Annotated in this window: 14 protein-coding genes; 5 read left to right on the forward strand and 9 right to left on the reverse strand. The window is 49.7% G+C overall.

The genetic code is table 11. The features are described from left to right. Positions 1-71: 71 nt before the first annotated feature. The 3 genes from H6G00_RS32280 to H6G00_RS32290 form a co-directional block, all read right to left on the reverse strand. On the reverse strand, positions 72-1,652 hold the full coding sequence (locus tag H6G00_RS32280; RefSeq protein ID WP_190686811.1) for an HlyD family efflux transporter periplasmic adaptor subunit: 1,581 nt from the start codon (positions 1,650-1,652) through the stop codon (positions 72-74). Between the two features lie 77 nt (positions 1,653-1,729). Continuing rightward, entirely contained in the window at positions 1,730-4,717 is a 2,988-nt protein-coding gene (locus H6G00_RS32285) for a type I secretion system permease/ATPase (RefSeq protein ID WP_190686814.1), read from the reverse strand. Continuing rightward, positions 4,714-5,481 (reverse strand): peptidylprolyl isomerase, encoded by a 768-nt coding sequence (locus tag H6G00_RS32290; RefSeq protein ID WP_190642623.1) that lies wholly within the window; start codon positions 5,479-5,481, stop codon positions 4,714-4,716. The genes H6G00_RS32285 and H6G00_RS32290 overlap by 4 nt, the downstream gene beginning before the upstream one ends. A gap of 610 nt (positions 5,482-6,091) precedes the next feature. Between H6G00_RS32290 and purL the strand changes: the two genes are divergently transcribed. Next, positions 6,092-8,491, forward strand: a complete 2,400-nt coding sequence (gene purL, locus H6G00_RS32295) for a phosphoribosylformylglycinamidine synthase subunit PurL (protein ID WP_190799869.1) — start codon at positions 6,092-6,094, stop codon at positions 8,489-8,491. A 334-nt stretch (positions 8,492-8,825) separates the two neighbouring features. After that, a complete protein-coding gene (purF, locus tag H6G00_RS32300; RefSeq protein WP_190799870.1) occupies positions 8,826-10,391 on the forward strand; it encodes an amidophosphoribosyltransferase in 1,566 nt (521 codons plus the stop codon). A 282-nt stretch (positions 10,392-10,673) separates the two neighbouring features. Here purF and glgP read toward each other — a convergent pair whose 3' ends face one another. Continuing rightward, positions 10,674-12,887, reverse strand: coding sequence for an alpha-glucan family phosphorylase (gene glgP / locus H6G00_RS32305; RefSeq protein ID WP_190799871.1), 2,214 nt, complete (start codon positions 12,885-12,887; stop codon positions 10,674-10,676). Between the two features lie 417 nt (positions 12,888-13,304). Between glgP and H6G00_RS32310 the strand changes: the two genes are divergently transcribed. Together H6G00_RS32310 and H6G00_RS32315 are read left to right on the forward strand one after the other, a co-directional pair. Continuing rightward, positions 13,305-14,549: a hypothetical protein gene (locus tag H6G00_RS32310; RefSeq protein ID WP_190799872.1), complete on the forward strand. Its 1,245-nt coding sequence runs from the start codon at positions 13,305-13,307 to the stop codon at positions 14,547-14,549. Positions 14,550-14,632: 83 nt separating this feature from the next. Next, complete coding sequence (locus tag H6G00_RS32315; protein ID WP_190799873.1) at positions 14,633-15,826, forward strand: 1-deoxy-D-xylulose-5-phosphate reductoisomerase; 1,194 nt, start codon at positions 14,633-14,635, stop codon at positions 15,824-15,826. Positions 15,827-15,881: 55 nt separating this feature from the next. On the opposite strand, the gene rimM is transcribed toward H6G00_RS32315, so the two are convergent. After that, the gene (gene rimM, locus H6G00_RS32320; protein ID WP_190799874.1) at positions 15,882-16,412 is read right to left on the reverse strand and encodes a ribosome maturation factor RimM; all 531 of its coding nucleotides are present in this window, start codon (positions 16,410-16,412) and stop codon (positions 15,882-15,884) included. Next, positions 16,412-17,716 (reverse strand): valine--pyruvate transaminase, encoded by a 1,305-nt coding sequence (locus H6G00_RS32325; protein WP_190799875.1) that lies wholly within the window; start codon positions 17,714-17,716, stop codon positions 16,412-16,414. The genes rimM and H6G00_RS32325 overlap by 1 nt, the downstream gene beginning before the upstream one ends. A gap of 247 nt (positions 17,717-17,963) precedes the next feature. On the opposite strand from H6G00_RS32325, the gene H6G00_RS32330 reads away from it, so the two are divergent. Beyond that, a complete protein-coding gene (locus H6G00_RS32330) occupies positions 17,964-18,338 on the forward strand; it encodes a hypothetical protein (RefSeq protein ID WP_190642630.1) in 375 nt (124 codons plus the stop codon). Between the two features lie 7 nt (positions 18,339-18,345). On the opposite strand, the gene folB is transcribed toward H6G00_RS32330, so the two are convergent. From folB to H6G00_RS35895, 3 genes are all read right to left on the reverse strand, one after another. Continuing rightward, positions 18,346-18,714 carry a dihydroneopterin aldolase gene (folB, locus tag H6G00_RS32335; protein ID WP_190799927.1) on the reverse strand — a complete coding sequence of 123 codons (369 nt, stop codon included), beginning with the start codon at positions 18,712-18,714 and terminating at the stop codon, positions 18,346-18,348. Positions 18,715-18,801: 87 nt separating this feature from the next. After that, positions 18,802-19,185, reverse strand: coding sequence for a type II toxin-antitoxin system VapC family toxin (locus H6G00_RS32340; protein WP_190799876.1), 384 nt, complete (start codon positions 19,183-19,185; stop codon positions 18,802-18,804). Further along, positions 19,182-20,003 (reverse strand): hypothetical protein, encoded by an 822-nt coding sequence (locus H6G00_RS35895; protein ID WP_242042636.1) that lies wholly within the window; start codon positions 20,001-20,003, stop codon positions 19,182-19,184. The genes H6G00_RS32340 and H6G00_RS35895 overlap by 4 nt, the downstream gene beginning before the upstream one ends. Positions 20,004-20,028 lie beyond the last annotated feature (25 nt).

The raw sequence follows: 20,028 nt of genomic DNA on the forward strand, positions 1-20,028 counted from the left end.
AATGAGAAAACTGGGGAGGAGGTTGACAAAATCCTCTCCCCAGTCGAAGGCTAAAATCCTGATTGAAGGGTTTAACGTACCGTTCTGAGGCTATTCACCTTGTCAGCAAATAGTTCCGTAAAGATGCTCATGACAGTACGCTGTCGTACTTTGATGTTAACCGTCACAGACATCCCTGATTGCAGTGCAATTTCTCGACCCCCAACATTAAGTGCCTGTTCCTCTAGCCGAATTTTGGCAGGGAAAGTGTAGAACGGTGTAATTTCAGTTGGAGGCAGTGCGTCTGAGCCGATCCAAATCAGTTCACCTTCGATGTCGCCAAATTCGCTGTAGGGGAAGGAGTCAATTCGGACGTCAACTTCCTGGTTTTCCCCTACAAAGCCGATATCTTGGTTGGTGATGGTGACTTTGGCAATGAGAGAGTCATCCGGCACAATTTTAAGAATGGGTTCAGGGGCACCCTGATTCACCACGCCTTGAATTTGAGTTTGTAGGTCAAAGACAACGCCATCAACCGGGGCGCGAAGCTCCTGATATCTCAGGTTTAGTTCTGTTTGGCTAAGCTGACTGTCGATGTCGGCAATTTGCTTTTCGTTCTCAACGATCGCCTTGTTCAATTCACTGTTGATGGTCGCGATCTGCTTGTCGTTATCTGAGATGCGAGACAACAACTCGGTGCTGGAGACAGCCATTGTGTTTTGAAGCTGTTGTTGAGCCTCAGCTATTGCCAGCTCCAATCGTGCCTTCTCCTGAGCCAACCGATTGACTTCGGCTCGGGCATTGAGTACCTCTTGCTCCTGCCGAGTTTTTTGGAGCCGTCCGATTGCGCCTTCTTCCACGAGAGGCGCAATGTCGCCTAAAATTGCCTGGTCAATGGCTAGACTTTGTTGAGCTGCTGCTAGTTGAATGTCAACCTGGTTATATTCACGCTGACTCTGCAAAAGCTGTAGCTGTGCGGCTGCGGTACGAGAGTCAGCTTCAGCGGCGATCGCCTGAAGTCGTTCCTGCTGCTCAGGAGTCAGGTTAGCACCTGCGCTAGAGCCCCGTAGCTGTGACCGATACAAATTATTCTCTGCAACCAGAGCAGCCCGATTTTCAGTTAACGACAGAATTTCGGCAGGTAAATCAACGCCTTCATCGGGTGAAGCTTGGGTCGCGCCGCTTAGTTGAGCCCGATAAAACCGAACTTCTTGAGCTAGAGAATTACGAACTTGCTGAAGCGATCGCCGTTGTGCCTCGGCGGCGGTTGGGTCAAGACGTACCAGCAGTTCTCCTTTTTCTACCCGCTGCCCATCTTCAACCAAAACCTCCTCAACCACACCGCCAACAGGCACTTCCACTTCCTGCACACTGCCCTGAGGTTCGAGTTTACCCGTTGCTGGCACAGCCTCTTCAATTTTGGCAACGGAAGCCCAGATCACAACGAAGGTTGTGACGCTGACAATTCCCCAAACAATAGCGCGTGACCAAACTGAGGTTTGCTGTAACACGACAGGCTGGTCAAATGCCTCAGTTCGAGTTGCCTGGTTGGTTCCTGAACCGTTTGCTTTTGCTTTAGGTTGAGCCGGAGCCGAGCCATTAGGAGAAGTCAGAGCAAACGACGGCTGAGTTTTAGCTCCGTTGTGTCCATTGGTGGTGTGAGACTTAGTCATAGGGATTATTGGGTTGCGGTTGGCGGCAGAGTAGGTAAAGGCTGGAGTATGAGGAATAGAAGGTGAAGGGCAGACGATTAAAGCTCAGCTTCTTGCTGTTGATAGAGACAGTAATAGCGTCCTTTCAGTGCCATCAGTTCATCATGGGTGCCCAATTCGACGACCGCCCCTTTATCCATGAGTAGGATGTTGTCGGCATTTTTGATTGTGGTGAGACGGTGGGTAATGAAGAAAACTGTGCGTCCTCGGAAAGCTTCCGCTAGGTTCAGGCAGACTCGACGCTCGGAGTCGTAGTCTAGAGCGCTGGTCGCTTCGTCTAAAATCAGCATGCGTGGGTTTTGCAAGACGGTACGGGCGATCGCAATTCGCTGTCGCTGTCCACCCGATAGTGCCGAGCCCCGTTCTCCGACGCGGGTGTTGTAGCCATTCGGTAGACTCATGATAAATTCGTGGGCAGCGGCAACCTTGGCAGCTTCGATAATTTCTTCGGCTGAGGCATCTGGGCAGGTCAGGGCAATGTTTTCCTGAACCGAGCCGTCAAACAGCAGCGTATCCTGCGGCACGATACCGATTTGCCGTCTGAGCGAGTAAAGTTCCACTTTGCTGATGTCATACCCGTCGATCATGATCCGACCTGATTCAAGGTCATAGAGACGAGGCAAAAGTTTCATCAAGGTGCTTTTACCGGAACCGCTCTGCCCGACCACACCGACAAACACGCCTGCTGGAAACTCTACCTTGACGTTGCAAAGCTGGAGCGGACCACTGGGACCAAACCGGAAAGAAACATCATCAAACTCAACCGCTCCCTTGATTGCAGGCATGGGAATGTTCAGGCGATCGACTTCATTCGCTTCGGGAGCTGCATCTACGATGTCGCTTAAGCGTTCCAAAGATAAAGCCGTTTCCTGGAAGTTTTGCCAGAGTTGCGCTAGTCGCAACAGAGGGCTGGTAACGTATCCAGCGATGATGCGGAAAGCAATCAATTGACCGAGGGTGAGTTCTCCCTGAAGGACCAGGTAAGCCCCTACCCACAGCACCAGCAGTCCCGACAGTTGGTTGAGGAAGTTACTAGTTGATCCGGCAGTAGTTGAAGTGAGGACGGTTTTGAAGCCAGCACTGACGTAACGGGCATAACGCTGTTGCCACTGCCAGCGCGATCGCAACTCCATATTTTGCGCCTTCACCGTCTGAATGCCTGACACCACCTCCACTAGGTAGGACTGCGTTTCAGCGTTTCGCTCTGCCTTCACCCGAAGCTGCTGCCGAATCAGCGGCGAAGCCACCATCGCCAGCAAGACAAATAGTGGAATGGTTGCCAGCGACACCAGCGAGAGCAGCCAGCTGTAGATAAACATGACGACGATGTAAATCACCGAGAAGACGGCATCTAGCACCACCGTTAAAGCCGTTCCGGTAAGGAATTGGCGAATGTTTTCTAGCTCGTTGATCCGAGTTGCCAGTTCACCTACAGGTCGCCGTTCAAAATAACGCAGGGGTAAACGCAGCAGGTGGTCGATGATCTCAGAACCGAGTGTCATGTCAATCCGGTTCGTTGTATCAACAAACAGGTAGGTTCGCAGACTGGTGAGAACTGCCTCAAACACTGCCAAAACTAGCAGGAAGACCCCCAACACCTGAAGCGTATCGACGCTGTTTTGCACGATCACCTTGTCGATGATCACCTGAATCATCAGCGGGTTTGCTAAAGCAAAAAGCTGCACAAAGAAGGAAGCAATAAACACTTCCAGCAGGACTTTACGATGCTTGTAGAGCGAGGGCAAAAACCATTTCAAGCTAAACCGCTGCTGGGGTGTTTGCTTGGTGGGTTTGAGCAGCAGGATCTGACCCTGTTCTCCCCAGGTTTCAGCAAAGTCGCTGGGTTTGCGCCGAATAATGCCAATTTCTGGCACCGCAATCACTAATTCTCGTTCGCTTGCCGCGTAGAGTAGGGCATAACTGTCCTGCCACTGAAATAAGGCTGGGGGTTCGAGACGACCGATCGCACTTGCAGGTGCGGTCACAAGCTGAGCATTCAGCCCCATTAATTCTGCAACTGCGCCACACAGATCGAGTGAAAGACTGCCGGTTCGCTCTACCTGGCTAACCAATACGCGCTGAATCACATCCTTACGGAAAGGAATGTTGAGATGACGGCTGACCATTTGCAGGCAAGCCATCGTACTGTCGAGTGGGCCACGCCCTCGCACAAAAGGATATTTGTCTGGTTGTAAGGGTTTAGTGCTGTTGGATCTAATGTGGGGGTCCGCTTCTTGCGGGCGATCGGGCGCGTAAGGAATCTCTAGTTCTTCGGTGATGATGGCTTCGACGTTGATCTCTTGAGGGATGCTAGAGTCAGTTAGCAATTCGTCAAAGTGCTGGAAGCCAACAATCCGTGCGGGTTCAGAACCTGTCACCTCAACGTAAGAGAGGTTGTCCTCGGGTTCAAGACGGCTGCCAATCGGGAAACCCGCGATCGCCCCACCGCCGCTGACTAACCAGAGCCGGTTATTACCCAACTGGCTCCAGGGAGTGATTCCCGGAGGCAAATTAGTCACGGCAGCATCCGGCAATACTTTTAGAGTCAGATCTTTGAGGATGGTATCGCCATTTGCCTGGCGATGCAGTTCTGCCCCGAGTAGGTCAAAGGCTTCAACGGATTGACACTGCGTCTGGAAATAGGCAGCGACGATCGGCTGCTCTTCTATCAGGGCCAGAAAATTTGCAGCAGGTAGTGTCAGGCAAATCGTTTCAACGGAGGCGATCGCCGTCTCACAAGGTACGCCGCGCACCAACCCAACCCAGCCCAGAACTGCTCCAGGCTGCGCCAGTTCCAGGGTGACCGGGCGCTGAGTGCGGGGATCATAGGCTAGTGAACGAGCCTGACCTTGATAGAGAATGGCAACCTGGGCTGGCATCTTATCGCGTACCAGAATTGCCTGCCCCATTCGATAGCGCAGGAGTTGAAACTGGCTCGCCAGTACCCCAAGCTCAAAGGGCGGCAGCTTGTCAAACGGGGTAACGGTCGAGAGAAATTCTTGAACGGAGGTTTTGGTATAAGTCATGGGGCAACAGGAGTTGCGTTATCGCTGGGGGACGAAGAACCGGAGGAAAGGGAACCTAACTGAGCTAGCTGCTCTTGCAGCCAGGTGGTAAAGCATTCGTTCAACAAACGGCGACGCATCGGGTCGTCTAGCTGGGCGGGGATAAATTTCTCTAGCCGGACAATCACTAGCCACTCGCCTACTCGCGTTGGTGCCCACAGTTGACCGGGTTGGCTAACTGAGAGCATTTGGGCAAGCGTTGGGTGAGGCACACTTAGCTCTACCGGTCCGATCATGCCGTCTGTTTGAGCTTCTGGACCTTGTGAGTAATCACGGGCCAATTCGGCAAAGGATTGTTCTCCCTCTAACACTCGAAAGTAAAGCTCTTGAGCGATTCCCAAATCTTGAGTACGAATCAGGGAGTAAATGACTCGGTCAAGCTGTCCTTTACGCGTCAAAAAATAGGATTCTAGCTTTGGACCCCAAGTCGCTTGCTTAAACTTCTCGACCCTCAACCCTCGGGTTGCTAAGGCTTCTAGCTGTTCCTGGGTCATGCCATAACGCCCTAACCACGCTTTTAGCGCTTCTTCAGAATTAATCTGGTTTTGGGCGTAAAACTGTTCGCAAGCAGTGGTCTTCTCTTCGTCAGTGCAGGTGATGCGAGCGATCGCCTGTTCGATGAGAAGTTCCTGAAGAAACTGTGGCAGCATTTGGTAGCCTGCTAACAGCGACAGGAGTTCTTCAGCTTCAATAGAGCGATCCCCAACTTTTAGAACTACAGTCATTTCAGCAAGTCTCTTAGAGGTTTTGTCTTAGAGGGGGTATTCTAGAAATCTTGTTTCAGAGATCTAGGATCAATCTCAGTGCTTAGCTTGCCCAAAAGTTCATTCTGATTCTAAATCAGTGCCTAAAGGCGTTAGGAACACGTTAATAATCTCTACCTAAATTGCTCTTTCAAGCTAGCTGCTGATTAGTGCCTTGTAAGTATGAATAAGTAAGAAGTAGAGATAGCCTTACCTTTTCTAATACTTATTCTGACTATTTCTGACTTTGCTCCAACTACTGGAATTTCGGGTGAGCTAGGCTAACCTAATCCTGACTAAACTCAAACACACTAGTTCCTCGTCGTATAAAAAATTGACAATCGCAACAGCTACACCTTAAGCAAATATCCTAAATATTGAGCAAACATCCTAAATATTGAGCAAACATCCTAAATATTGATTGATGGAGCTGGACAGAGCGAAACGAGCCTATCTGCACGTCAGATGGCTCTCCTGAGAATAGGGCAGATTTGCCTTTCTACCCAGTCCAGTTAATCATCAATTAATCTCATGATTCCGGAAGTTCAATTAACTGCTATAGAATTGATACCTGATTTATCTTGAGGTGCTTATGTCTGCTGTCTCGCCTTTGCCCTCACCTCAGGAAATTGCTGCGGAGGGGCTGAAGCCGGAAGAATACGAGGAAATTGTAGCTCGTCTAGGACGACACCCAAATCGCGCCGAACTGGGCATGTTTGGCGTGATGTGGTCAGAACACTGCTGCTACAAGAACTCACGACCCCTGCTCAAGCAATTTCCGACAGAAGGGCCACGTATCTTGGTTGGTCCAGGTGAGAATGCAGGCGTAGTGGATTTAGGAAATGGACTGCAACTGACCTTCAAGATCGAATCTCATAACCACCCTTCCGCTGTCGAGCCATTTCAAGGTGCTGCAACGGGGGTTGGCGGCATTCTCCGCGACATTTTTACGATGGGGGCACGTCCGATCGCCATCCTCAACTCACTCCGATTTGGCGATTTGGCAGACAGTAGAACCCGCAGACTCTTTTCAGGTGTGGTTTCGGGTATTGCTCATTATGGCAACTGCGTTGGAGTGCCAACGGTCGGCGGAGAGGTGTATTTTGACCCAGCCTATTCAGGCAATCCGCTCGTCAACGCAATGGCGCTGGGGCTAATGGAAACGGCTGAGATTGTCAAATCGGGTGCGTCGGGCGTTGGTAATCCGGTTCTCTATGTGGGTTCTACAACCGGGCGAGATGGCATGGGTGGAGCCAGCTTTGCCAGTGCTGAATTGAGTGACGAATCTGAAGCAGATCGCCCCGCTGTTCAAGTTGGCGATCCATTTTTGGAAAAATCTCTGATTGAAGCCTGCTTGGAGGCATTTAAGACTGGAGCAGTTGTCGCTGCTCAGGATATGGGTGCGGCTGGAATTACCTGCTCTACTTCAGAGATGGCGGCAAAAGGGGGGGTAGGCATTGAGCTTGACCTCGACCAAATTCCTGTCCGGGAAACGGGAATGGTGCCGTATGAATATTTGCTGTCTGAGTCTCAGGAGCGAATGCTGTTTGTTGCTCACAAAGGGCGAGAGCAGGAGCTAATTGAGATTTTTCAGCGCTGGGGACTCCAAGCTGTTGTGGCTGGAACTGTAATCGCTGAGCCGATTGTGCGGATTTTGTTTGAAGGGGAGGTCGCAGCTGAAATTCCGGCAACCGCTTTGGCAGACAATACGCCCATTTACCATCGAGAATTGCTGGCAGAGCCGCCAGATTATGCTCGTCAAGCCTGGATGTGGAGCGAGGCATCACTGCCAGCGTGTTCAATAAAGGGAATTGCGATCGCCGACTCATCCACAGCCCAAAATTCTCTGAGCTGGACTGAAGTGTTATTCCAGCTACTAGAAACGCCGACGATCGCTTCCAAGCGCTGGGTCTATCACCAATACGATCACCAAGTACAAAACAATACTGTTCTCCTTCCTGGTGGTGCCGATGCTGCCGTTATCCGCATTCGCCCTCAAGAACCGCTAGAAGGGAGCAAAGCGATTCCTGAAAATGGCTCCTCATCCCTCCCCTCTCATCCTTCATCCTTCCAGACCGGTGTTGCTGCAACCGTAGATTGCAATGCCCGCTACGTCTACCTGCACCCCTATGAGGGGGCGAAAGCCGCCGTTGCTGAAGCAGCCCGAAATTTAAGCTGTGTAGGTGCAGAGCCGTTAGCGGTGACCGACAATCTCAACTTTGGTAGTCCTGAGAAGCCCATTGGCTATTGGCAGCTAGCTGAAGCCTGCCGGGGATTAGCCGAAGCCTGCCGCGAATTTGCTACCCCTGTAACCGGAGGAAATGTTTCGCTTTATAACGAAACGCTCGATTCAGAGGGCAAGCCTCAGGCGATTTATCCCACGCCTGTTGTCGGCATGGTAGGGCTCATTCCTGATCTGAGCAAAATTTGTGGACAGGGATGGCAGGCAGAAGGAGATTTGATCTATCTGTTGGGGGTACCTGTGAATTCAGATTCTGGGGTCACTCTGGGTGGTTCGGAATATCTGGCGGCAATTCACAATACCGTTGCAGGGATGCCACCTGCTGTAGATTTTGCGCTGGAGCGGCAGGTACAGACGGCTTGCCGGGAGGGAATTAGTCAGGGGTGGGTGAAGTCAGCCCACGATTGCGCAGAAGGTGGGTTGGCGATCGCCCTTGCTGAGTCTTGCATCAGCGGTCGTCTTGGAGCCGACGTTCGCCTGTCTGTTGGTGATGCTGAAACTCTCCATCGCTGGGATACCCTGCTGTTTGGAGAAGGTGGCGCGAGAATTGTGATTTCTGTTTCAGCGATTCACAAAGCAGAGTGGGAATCCTATTTAACCAAGAATTTGGATCGGAACTGGCAGCAAATTGGGCAAGTCAGCGGAACAACTCTCCAGGTAATGGCGGACGGTTCCAACTTAATCAACGCTAGGATTGAAGAGATGGGCGATCGCTGGCTCAATGCTATCGAGCGGCGTTTAACGACCTGATCAGCCTCAGCAAAGGTTTCTGGGCAACGCAGTATGAGAATTGGCATTTACTGATAATGCAGACCTCTAGCATTGAGCTGGAAAAATTCTTGGTAGGTAGAGTGTTCACGGCGCATAACATTTCAACTCTTTTCTGCATCAATGTAAGCCTAGTGAAACAGATATGAATGGTTAACCAAAAGCTGTTTACGTTACCGTTAATCTATGGGATTGTTAAGGAAACGTTAATTTGTAAACACTAATTCATTTCTTCACTACCAGGGATAGTTACATCTCGTAACATTTATTTAGTATTCAACAAACTCGCTAACTCAACCAGGAGCCAATTCCTCGCATGATGCCTAATCCTGCTGATCGTCTATCTTCGGGTGAAGATTCTGACTTATCCATTGCTACTTCTGCTGATTTGACCCGACCGGACAAACCGGAAGAAGCTTGCGGCGTGTTTGGTGTTTATGCACCTGGTGAAGATGTTGCGAAGTTGACTTATTTTGGGCTGTACGCGCTTCAGCATCGTGGACAAGAATCTGCTGGGATTGCCACGTTTGAAGGCGATCGCGTGCATCTGCACAAGGATATGGGATTAGTTTCTCAGGTATTTAACGAAACGACTCTGGGCGATTTGCCTGGGGATTTGGCTGTAGGGCATACTCGCTACTCCACGACTGGCTCTAGTCGAGTTGTGAATGCTCAACCCGCCGTGGTGGAGACTCGGCTGGGTTCATTGGCGCTGGCTCACAACGGCAATTTGGTCAATACACCAGCCCTGCGAGAAGAGTTGCTGAGATCTAAGTTCAACCTGATCACCACGACCGACTCAGAAATGATTGCCTTTGCGATCGCTGAAGAGGTTAACGCGGGAAAAGACTGGCTAGAAGGCTCGATCAGTGCTTTTAACCGCTGTCAGGGAGCATTTAGTCTGGCGATCGCTACCCCAGACGGCATTATGGGTGTGCGCGACCCCAACGGCATTCGTCCGCTGGTGATTGGCACCCTGAATGATCCTGAATCAGAGGCTCCTCAGCGCTATGTTTTGTCTTCAGAAACCTGTGGGCTAGATATTATTGGCGCAGAATATTTGCGTGACGTTGAGCCAGGAGAATTGGTGTGGATCACCGAGCAAGGGCTAGCTTCTTTCCATTGGGCACCCAAGGTCAAGCGTAAGCTATGCATTTTTGAAATGATCTACTTTGCCCGCCCCGATAGCGTTGTAAATGATGAAAGCCTTTACAGCTACCGGTTGCGGTTGGGTAAACAACTGGCGATCGAATCTCCTGCCGATGTCGATATGATCCTGGGAGTGCCTGACTCTGGAATTCCGGCAGCGATCGGTTTTTCACAAGAATCCAAGATTCCCTACGCAGAAGGATTAATCAAAAACCGCTACGTCGGAAGGACCTTCATTCAGCCCACCCAGAGTATGAGAGAGTCTGGCATTCGGATGAAGCTAAATCCGCTTAAGGATGTGTTGGTCGGTAAGCGAATTCTGATCGTGGATGATTCGCTCGTTCGGGGTACCACTAGCCGCAAAATTGTGAAAGCGTTGCGTGAAGCTGGGGCGCTCGAAGTTCACATGCGAATTTCTTCCCCACCCGTGACTCATCCTTGCTTTTATGGCATCGATACAGATAGTCAGGATCAGCTGATTGCTGCAACCAAATCGGTAGAGGAAATTCGTGAACAGATTGGTGTAGATTCCTTAGCCTATCTGACGTGGGATGGAATGTTAGAAGCGACTGAACAAGACAAGGAAAGCTTTTGCTCAGCTTGCTTTACGGGTGATTACCCCGTGCAAATTCCGGAGATGGTTAAGCGATCGAAATTAGTGCTGGAGAAAAATGCTCCGACAGAACAGTCTGTTTTGCCTGAGAAAGCAATCCCGGCTTCAACCTCGGTGTAGGACGGCTTTTGCATTGTGGCTGCAGCTATATAGCTTAGGACAAAGAAGGGAGGTAGGGCTTTGTCCTATCTCCCTTCTTTGTCCTAACTTCCAGGGTGATACCATTTCTACAAAAACAAGCTATAGACTGAAGGGCACCCCATCAAGCAGGGTGCCCTTCAGTCTATAGCTCTAATTTTTGGAAGTGGTACGACTAGCACTATAAAAAACAGGGACAAAAAATAGGGACAACATTACATTTAGATGTTGTCCCTACAAAAATAACCCTACGTTGAAACGTCTCTAGGAAGGAACGCTGGCTAAAATTGGCTCCATGTGAATCGGCGCACCGGGTGCGTACATCTTGGCTACGTAATCGGCAATCATGCGATCGGTGTTGAACACAGGTGCATTCGTGCGAATGGAGGCTTTCATCATCTGCACCCAGCCGTGCGGAACGCCGTTCTCATCCTGGTCATAGTAGAGCGGCACAATTTCCTGCTCCATCAACTGATACAGAGACTCAGAATCGATTTGATCCTGCAAGTCCTGATCGCTGGTGTTAGCATCTTCGCCGATCGCCCATCCGTTAATGCCCTTGCCATTTGCGTCTGCCTGGTAGCCTTCACACCACCAGCCGTCTAACACACTGCAATTGATGCCGCCGTTAAAGCAAACTTTCTGACCGCTGGTGCCAGATGCTTCTAGCGGACGACGAGGATTGTTTAGCCAAACATCAACTCCCTGCACCAGCTTTTGGGCGGTGAAAATGTCGTAGTCTTCTACAAACGCGACTCGGTTTTGCAGGGCAGGATGTTTGCACCATTCCATCAGTCGTTGAATGATGCGCTTGCCTTCCTCGTCGGCGGGATGTGCTTTGCCCGAAAAGACAATTTGAATCGGACGCTCTGGGTTGCCAAATAAGCGAATTGCCCGTTCAAAGTCGCGCAGCAGTAAGGCTCCGCGCTTGTAGGGGCTAAATCGACGGGCAAAGCCAATCGTCAGCACTTTGGGATCAAGCAGTTGATTGGTTGCCTGGATTAGCCCGTGATCTTCACCTCGCAGTTGTCGTGCGTGTTTGATCTTGAAGCGGGTATGAGCGACTAGGCGGTCTTTGAGAATCTGGTGGCGATGCCACAGTTCCTCATCCGGCACTTGATCTACCTTTGCCCACATTTGTGGATCGACGACATGGCTAGACCAATCCTCTCCCATGTATTGGGCGTAAAGATCAGCCAGCAAAGGAGCTGTCCAGGTGCGGGCGTGAACGCCATTTGTGATGTGGCTAATGGGGACTTTGTCTTCAGGGCGATCGGGATAGAGAATCGTCCACATCTTGCGCGATACTTGACCATGCAGTTCGCTGACACCGTTGGCAGCGCGAGTCAGGCGCAGTGCTAGAACAGTCATGCCAAACGGTTCCCAGGGATCGCCTAAACGCCGTGCGCCCAGTGCCAGGAACTGTTCGCGGGAAAGCCCCAACTCTGCCCAGTAGTGAGCAAAGTAGGAGTCGATCAGGTCGGCGGAGAATACATCATGCCCCGCAGGAACAGGCGTATGGGTGGTGAAGATGGAGCGATCGCGCACCGATGCTTCCACATCATAAAAGGATTTGCCTGTGCGCTGAATCTCCAGCTTTGCCACTTCCAGCAAGCAAAAAGCAGCATGTCCTTCATTCAAGTGATAAACCGAAGGCTCGATTCCCAGAGCTTGTAGTGCCCGGACACCGCCGATCCCCAGTAGCACTTCTTGGGCGATCCGGGTTTCCTGGTTGCCACCATAGAGGTGTCCAGTAAGCCAGCGATCAATCGGATCATTGTCTTCTCGGTCGGTATCTAACAGGTAAAGGCTGACGCGCCCCACCTGCACCCGCCAAATTTGCGCTCTAACGAGTCGCTGGCGAACCTGTAGCTCAATCGTGATGGCTGATCCCTGGTCATTGAGCATTAGCTCCAGGGGCAGTTTCTCAAACTGGTTATCTATGTAATAGTCTTCCTGCCAACCGCTGCGGCTCAGCCGTTGCCGAAAGTAGCCCTGACGATAAAGCAGCCCTAATCCTACCAGTGGTACGCCCAGGTCAGCGGCGGATTTGAGGTGATCCCCAGCCAGAATGCCTAGACCGCCTGAGTAGATGGGCAGCGACTCATGCAGCCCAAACTCGGCGCAAAAATAGGCTACGGGATGTTCTTGAGAAATCTGGGGCGCGACTCGATTAGCCCAGGTGTTGCGCTCTGACATGTATTGGTCAAGCTGAGCAGCCAGGGTTTGCAGTCGCTTGAGATAGGTAGGGTCTTCAGCAACTTGGGTGAGGCGATCGTAGGAAACAGTTTCTAGCAGAGCAACGGGGTTATGACCGCAACGCTGCCATTCCTCTGGGTCGATGTTTTGAAATAGGGAGATTCGATCGCTTGTCCAGCTCCACCAATAGTTGTAAGCCAAATCCGCTAAGCGTTTGAGGGGAAGCGGTAATCTTGCGCCTAATCTGTTAGCAGGCGTTACAGAACTGTCGTTCACCATATCTTTTTTGCTCTCAATACTCTCTGTGCTTCGTTAGACTTCTCTCATCAAAACCGGATTGTGTGAGTCAGGCTGGTTGTTTGGCACGACTTGAACTAGTTTTGCGATCGCCAAGTAACCTGATTTATTTAGCGCTGAATTAAAACCCTGATGAGTCAAAACGCACTGCAATGAAGTCTACCTACAGGCTGACAGGATTTTGCTTAAAAAGAGGTTTTTTTTACACTCTTTACGGTTTTGCAGACTACAAACTGACTTGATCCTGAATTACTTTTTCAATGTGCAAAGTTTTGAACGCTTTTTTTAACTAATCATTACTCAAGCTGAAGGGCAGGCTACAAGGGGCAGAAAGTAGGTTGGTGTCCTTCAATTTACTTGAGGCTATAGTTAGGTTTTATACTTTAAAGCTTTGGGTGTATGACACAACCCAACTTGCATCTTGCTAAGCAGGGGAATGAGCAGGCGATCGCCACTTTCATTGAAAAAGCGCTTCGGACTGAAGCGATCGCCACAAAAGTAAGCCTGACGGATGGCTGTCTGCGAATCATGCTAGAGGCGGCTGAGATTCCTGATCAGACGACTTGTCTCAAACAGATCTATCGCGCCTTGCTGCATTTACAGATTCCGCTGGTCAAGTCAGTTCAGGTTTATGCCTGCCAGCAAGACCAGCTTCCGGTGTGGGCTGACCAGTGTTCTGCCAATCGGCTAGGTCTGCTCAAGGGATTAGCAAAACAGGGCGATGAAGAGGCGATCGCCGTTCTTCTCAGCCGTGCTTTAGCTCACCAAACGGTTGAAATCAAAGCTCAGCTACAAAATGCTCATCTATCCGTTTATTTAAGTTCTGACCAAACTCCCAATCAAAGAGCCGCAGTAACGCTGGTTGAGCGAGAATTAGCCGGATTCAGCACAAATTTGATTGCAGACGTTCAGGTTTTTGGAAAACGGACTGAATCAGATTCTCCAGGCTGGACTGAGGAGTTTTCGCGGCAGGTACCCACGGAGGGAGTAGTCAATCCGCCCACAACAGAAGCGATCCCCGTTTCAAATTTGCTCAAGTCCAGGGCTGGTCAGCCCCTTTCTGCTCAACAGCCTGCCCAACCCCCGATGGAGTGGACGTTCAAGTTTAACTATCTAAAGCTGGGGTTCGTTTCAGCTCTGGCATTCCATGGGCTGTTTAGCGCTTCAGACTACACGGTTGATGGCTTTCTGATAGCTAACAACGGCATCATGATGTTTCTGCATGGGGTCAACCTGATTTTTCATGAAGCGGGGCACGTTCTGTTCAGTCCCTTTGGGCGGTTCATCTACGTTTTAGGGGGATCGCTGATGCAGATTTTGGTACCTGCGGGCATCTGCGGCTATTTTTTCTACACTCAACAACGCTATGCCAGTGCGATCGCCCTTTGCTGGGCTGGAGAAAATTTCTGGGATGTCTCCATCTACATCAAAGATGCTCAAGATCGAATTTTGCCGCTGCTGGGTGGTGAAATCAGCTATCACGACTGGCACTACCTGCTATTGCACACGAGTTCTTTGGCTAAAGCACAGCCTTTCGGCAACTTTGTTTACACCATCGGTACTCTGATCTACGCCTTTGCGGTTTTTGCTGGAGTTTACTATGCCCAGATTGATCAAAAGGCTGAGACGGCATCTGAGAAATAACCTTGGGATCATCTCTTTTGCTTTGCTTGGTTCCTGTGTCCAGAGCGTCCTATAGTGGAGTTGCTGCTAATTCTTAAACAATCGTGAAACCGATTACTCTGCTTGGCTCCACTGGCTCTATCGGCACCCAAACCCTGGATATTGTGGCTGAATATCCCGATCAGTTTCAGATTGTCGGATTGGCAGCCAGACGTAATGTTGAACTGCTGGCTCAGCAAATTCGTCAGTTTCGTCCCCAAATTGCAGCGATTTGTGACACCGCTCAGTTGGGCGCTTTGCAGGAGGCGATCGCCGATCTTGATTACAAACTGATTCTGCTGGCAGGCGAAGCCGGTGTAACTGAAGTCGCTCGCTACGGCAACTCAGAAGCCGTTGTGACCGGGATCGTAGGTTGTGCCGGACTTTTACCAACAATTGCGGCGATCGAAGCCGGAAAAGATATTGCCTTAGCCAACAAAGAAACCTTGATCGCAGGTGGTCCGGTCGTCCTGCCGCTGGTTGAGAAACACGGGATCAAACTGTTGCCTGCCGATTCAGAGCATTCTGCAATCTTTCAATGCCTGCAAGGAGTCCCGACTGGAGGGTTGCGCCGAATTCTGCTCACTGCCTCTGGTGGTGCGTTTCGAGATTTGCCCGTAGAAAAGTTGGCGACTGTTAAAGTTGCTGATGCGCTAAAGCACCCTAACTGGACAATGGGGCAAAAGATTACCATTGACTCCGCCACCTTGATGAATAAGGGGTTGGAGGTAATTGAGGCGCATTTTCTGTTTGGGCTGGATTATGACCATATTGAGATTGTGATCCATCCGCAAAGTATCATTCACTCGCTGATTGAGCTAGAAGATACATCCGTGCTGGCACAGCTTGGTTTGCCTGACATGCGGTTGCCCTTACTGTATGCCCTTTCTTACCCAGAGCGAGTTTCGACGGATTGGGAACGATTGGATCTGGTCAAAGCTGGGAATCTGACATTTCGAGAGCCTGACCATCAGAAATATCCCTGCATGCGGTTGGCGTATGCAGCAGGTCGAGCCGGGGGATCAATGCCTGCCGTTCTCAATGCTGCAAATGAACAGGCTGTTGCGCTGTTTTTGGAGGAAAGAATTCAGTTTCTCGATATTCCTCGGCTAATTGAGCAGGTGTGCGATCGCCATCAATCTGACAATCACGCTTCTCCTTCCCTGGAGGACATCATTGCGGCTGACCAGTGGGCCAGGCAGGCGGTGTTGGAGTTTTGCCAGAAACTGGATAAGGGCGATCGGGCGATCGCCGTTTAGACCTAATTCTATGAAGCTCTGCAAACATCTTCTGAGATGTTTGAGCGTTGAAGCTCTACTCAATTAACCCAGCAGGGGGTGTGATCTCAACTCGTCTTTGCTGCAAATCTACGACAGGCACAATTTCTTCAACAAACGGGATCAGCTTTTTAGAGCCAGATTCACTGAGCTCTACTTCTAACAAATCATTGCCTGCCGCAAATACGTCTACAACGGTGCCAACCAAAACCTGAGTCGCCTGGTCAAAAACCTCTAGACCCAACAGATCGGAGACGTGGAATTCACCCTCTTCTAAAGGGGGGCGATCGCTCTCTGGCACCAGCAGGCGGCAATTTTTTAGTGCTTCAGCCTGGGTGCGATCGCTAACTCCCTCAAACCGCAGCACATACAGCCCTTTGCCGTTGAGATAGCGTCCTGACAATAGCTCAATTTGCTCTGGCTCTGTTGCCTCTGGTCGTAGCAGCCAGCGCAGCCCAGGTACCTCAAATCGCTCTGGAAAATCTGAGTTTGGGTAAACCCGAACTTCCCCTTTTAATCCTTGTACGCCAACAATTTTACCGACTTCCAACCAGCTTGTATCAGCCATCAACCCACCACCAAATTAGCCACCCGCTTACTTGATTGTAGGCTCGACTGCCGATAGGTTTGCTCTGTTACCTCTGCTAGTCGTTGCATGGCTGTTACCAGTTCTTGATCGGTGGCAGTCAGGCTGATGCGGAAGCATTGCTGCGTATGGCTCCAATCCTCCCGAATGCCTGGGAAGAAGGGGCTACCTGGAACGACTAAAACACCCTTTTGCTTCAGCAGTTCATAAAATTCCCAATCGGTGATGGGCAAATTTTGGAGCCAGAGCCAGCCAAAAATCGAGCCTTCGCCGCGATGCAAAAACCAAGGCACATCAGGCATTACGTCTTGTAGAGTTGACTCCAGGACGGCAAACTTTGCCTGATAGTGAGGACGAATCACTCGTGTTGAGATGTCTGCCAGTTGTCCAGAGCGAATTGCGTGAGCGGCGATCGCCTGCCCATAACGTGAAGAATGTAAGCAAAGATTAGTCTGAAAAGATTCTAGCGCCTGAATCACCTGCTCATCGCCTAGGGCAATCCCTACCCGCTCACCCGGAAGCCCCGCCTTTGACAAACTAGTGCAGTGAACAATGTTGTCTCCAAAGATAGGAGTCATCTCCGTAAAGTTGAGTGACGGGAAAGGCGGCGCATAGGCGGAATCAACCAGTACAGGGACATTATAGGTACTAGCCATTGCCGCAATTCGTCTCACCTCATCGTCTAACAACACATTGCCTGTTGGGTTACACGGACGCGAAAACAGCACGAATCCGGTCTTTTCGTTGATTTCTAGTTGGCTAAAGTCAGGGCGATATTTAAACCAATGCCCCTTTGCATCCATCTCAATGGCTGGCTTGTAAGCTTTTACCGCTTCTGGTGTGAGCGAGATGCCGCCATATCCGGTGTAGTCAGGACTCAGCGGCAAAACCATTTGCTTAAGTCCGCCGTCAGTAGTGTAGCCGCCCAGTGCATTCGCAGCGTAGAAGTAGAGGGCTTGACTACCGGGGGTGATGAGAATGTTGCGATCGCTCAAATTCAGCCCAAACCGCTGATTAAAATCTTGGAGTACTGCCTCAATTAAAGGACGGTAGCCCTGGCTTGCACCATAGCGACAGACCACTTCCCCATATTCCGCACTACTCAAAAGCTTGGCAGTGCAATCGCGCCACATCTGCTCAACCTCCGGCAAAATTACCGGATTGCCAGCGCTCAGGTTAATAAAATCCTTGCCTGCCCGGGTTGCCTCGACGATATCCTTCATCACGGCGCGAACGCCGCTCAGGTGAGACATCTGATTGCCAAATCGGGTAAGGGCAGGCTTCATAGGAAGTTAGGACTAAAAGCTAGGGGGATGCAGATGAGTGCTGTGCAAAAATGCTGTGCAGATTTACAGGCAAGAATAGTAAGGAAAGTCTAAGCCCCATTCTCAAAAATCGCAACTTTAAAGCGGTGTAGTGTTGCTCACCGAAGCTATACCAATTCTCAGTTTCGAGCGGCGGAACTAGCCCTACACAACCTGTTGAGACGGCAGGCAAAATGAAGAGAAAAGAGTAAACATAGTGGAAAAAAATATGCCAGGACGCTTAAATATCACCATTGTTTGTTTGCATATCAGCGCAGCTCTTTATGTACTGCTAGGAATTGGCTTGGGATTTTTCTTTGCTTTCGTTTCAGTACAATCCATAGCACCTGACCCTTCCCTAACATCCGTGCAGCCTTTGGGAATTTTTCTAGGTGTGTTTACCTTGATTTTTTCTTTGTTGCTTGCGGTAGGGGTAGAAGTGGTCGTTTGGGGTTTGAGAAAACTCAAGTACTGGGCTTGGATTGCCGGTATCGTCATTTGTGCCCTGTATATTACAAGCGCTTTTGTAGTTTTGGGTGGATTAGGGCTGTGGGGCTTGCTCGATTCAGAAACTCAGGCTGCTTTCCGTGCTGCCAAACAATAGCGCAGGCTTAGGAAACCGCAGTGTTGCGACTTCGGGTAATTTCTACTGCGATTTTGCCGTCAAAGTCTGGAATTGGTGCAGTTACTTTGGTGACCCGCACTCGAACTTGCTCAACGCCTGATTCTAGAATCAGCGTGGCGATCGCCCCTGCTAGTTTCTCAATCAGGGCAAATCTCTCAGTTTTGATCAACTTTTGAACTTCAAGGACGGCTGAGCGGTAATCGTAAGTGTCTTCAATGCGATCGCTCTCCGCCGCCTTCACCAAGTCAAACCACACCGTCAGGTCAACTTCAAACCACTGCCCCAATACCTGCTCTTCGGGCAGCAGCCCAATATGCCCAAATGCCCTAATACCAGTTACTTGAATAGAGTCCATCATTAAGCTACGCCGCGATTCATAAAAATGGCAACTTCAAAGGATTACTTGACCCGTTCGGCTTAAAGGCTATGTTGGGCTGCGCTGCTACATGACGCTGACTGAGTAAGCACGAATAGCTGCGTCTACAGTCGCAATCGTCAAACCATTCTGTAATGCCTGACAGATTAACATCCTATCAAACGGATCACGATGTAATGGCGGCAGGTTAGCCAGTTGCGCCACACTGCTTTCGTCGAGAGCAAGACTGGTAATCTGATGAAGATTTCGTTGTTTAGGTAAATACATTCCGGGATGCTCCGGCAGAGGCAGTTTACCCAACTGGTACTTAACAATTGCTTCCCAAACTGAAACTGCACTCAAATAGACTTCGTTGTCCGGTGTACGAATGGTATCCCGAATATCGGTTGACAATCGGGTATCACCGATAATGAACCAGAGGAAAATATGCGTGTCTAACAGAACTTTCATTTACCCTCGAATGCACTTAAAATCTCCTCTGGTAAGGGCGAATCAAAATCATCGGGAACTATAAATTCTCCGGCACACAGTCCAAACGGTCGTAGTTGCTTATTGTTGGATACAGCAGGTCTAGCTTCAGCGTCTAACTTATCAGAGTGGTAGTTAGATGCTACTTCAACTATTACCTTACTGTTCTGTTCAAGTTCTTCGGACGTATTAATATACTCCTCAACTCTCAGTACAATAAGGCTACTATAAGCTCTAAGTTGAGTAACTAAAATCGACAATTCTAAGCCATTCTCAAAGTATTCTTCTACGTCACGGATAGAGATAGAAATTGCATTCTTGGCACCGTTTTGAATTTGTTTGAGGTCTGAGATTGAGAAGAAATTTGTAAAAACATCAACAATTTGAGAGAGCAGCAGGAAACCTGAAACGATTCTCTCAAGATCCGCTTCATATTCACCAGTTCTACCTTCGTTTATACGGGAGAGACTAAGAAATAAACAGGAATATGCTATAGAATGATTGGTTAAATGATTGAGTAATTTGATCAGATTGATTGCCTCAGGGATGTGCTTGTAGTGATTCCACACACCGAACCAAGAGTTAGTTAATTGGTCAAAGGCATCATACTTTTCCTGATATGTTTTGGAGTTACTCTTGGTTTGTTGTAGAAAAAACTCTGTTTCTTCAATAAGATTTTTGATCAGGGTTTGATCTGAACTTACAAGAATATCGTCGAGGTGTTGCTTTAGGTACTGAATATCCTCTAAAACAACTTGACTGAGAGTACTATCAACTCCTTCCATTTGAATATTATTCATAGCAGACACTTCTTAAGCATTAAAA

This window comes from Leptolyngbya sp. FACHB-541, assembly GCF_014695875.1.
Lineage (GTDB): Bacteria > Cyanobacteriota > Cyanobacteriia > Elainellales > Elainellaceae > JAAUTN01.

What these genes read in the sequence shown, in the direction of transcription:
- purL (WP_190799869.1), top strand. Translation starts at nt 6,092, where the DNA reads ATGTCTGCTGTCTCGCCTTTGCCCTCACCTCAGGAAATTGCTGCGGAG.
- glgP (WP_190799871.1), bottom strand. Translation starts at nt 12,887, where the DNA reads ATGGTGAACGACAGTTCTGTAACGCCTGCTAACAGATTAGGCGCAAGA.
- folB (WP_190799927.1), bottom strand. Translation starts at nt 18,714, where the DNA reads ATGGACTCTATTCAAGTAACTGGTATTAGGGCATTTGGGCATATTGGG.
- H6G00_RS32310 (WP_190799872.1), top strand. Translation starts at nt 13,305, where the DNA reads ATGACACAACCCAACTTGCATCTTGCTAAGCAGGGGAATGAGCAGGCG.
- H6G00_RS32280 (WP_190686811.1), bottom strand. Translation starts at nt 1,652, where the DNA reads ATGACTAAGTCTCACACCACCAATGGACACAACGGAGCTAAAACTCAG.
- H6G00_RS32290 (WP_190642623.1), bottom strand. Translation starts at nt 5,481, where the DNA reads ATGACTGTAGTTCTAAAAGTTGGGGATCGCTCTATTGAAGCTGAAGAA.
- H6G00_RS32340 (WP_190799876.1), bottom strand. Translation starts at nt 19,185, where the DNA reads ATGAAAGTTCTGTTAGACACGCATATTTTCCTCTGGTTCATTATCGGT.
- rimM (WP_190799874.1), bottom strand. Translation starts at nt 16,412, where the DNA reads ATGGCTGATACAAGCTGGTTGGAAGTCGGTAAAATTGTTGGCGTACAA.
- H6G00_RS32325 (WP_190799875.1), bottom strand. Translation starts at nt 17,716, where the DNA reads ATGAAGCCTGCCCTTACCCGATTTGGCAATCAGATGTCTCACCTGAGC.
- H6G00_RS32330 (WP_190642630.1), top strand. Translation starts at nt 17,964, where the DNA reads ATGCCAGGACGCTTAAATATCACCATTGTTTGTTTGCATATCAGCGCA.
- purF (WP_190799870.1), top strand. Translation starts at nt 8,826, where the DNA reads ATGATGCCTAATCCTGCTGATCGTCTATCTTCGGGTGAAGATTCTGAC.
- H6G00_RS32285 (WP_190686814.1), bottom strand. Translation starts at nt 4,717, where the DNA reads ATGACTTATACCAAAACCTCCGTTCAAGAATTTCTCTCGACCGTTACC.
- H6G00_RS35895 (WP_242042636.1), bottom strand. Translation starts at nt 20,003, where the DNA reads ATGAATAATATTCAAATGGAAGGAGTTGATAGTACTCTCAGTCAAGTT.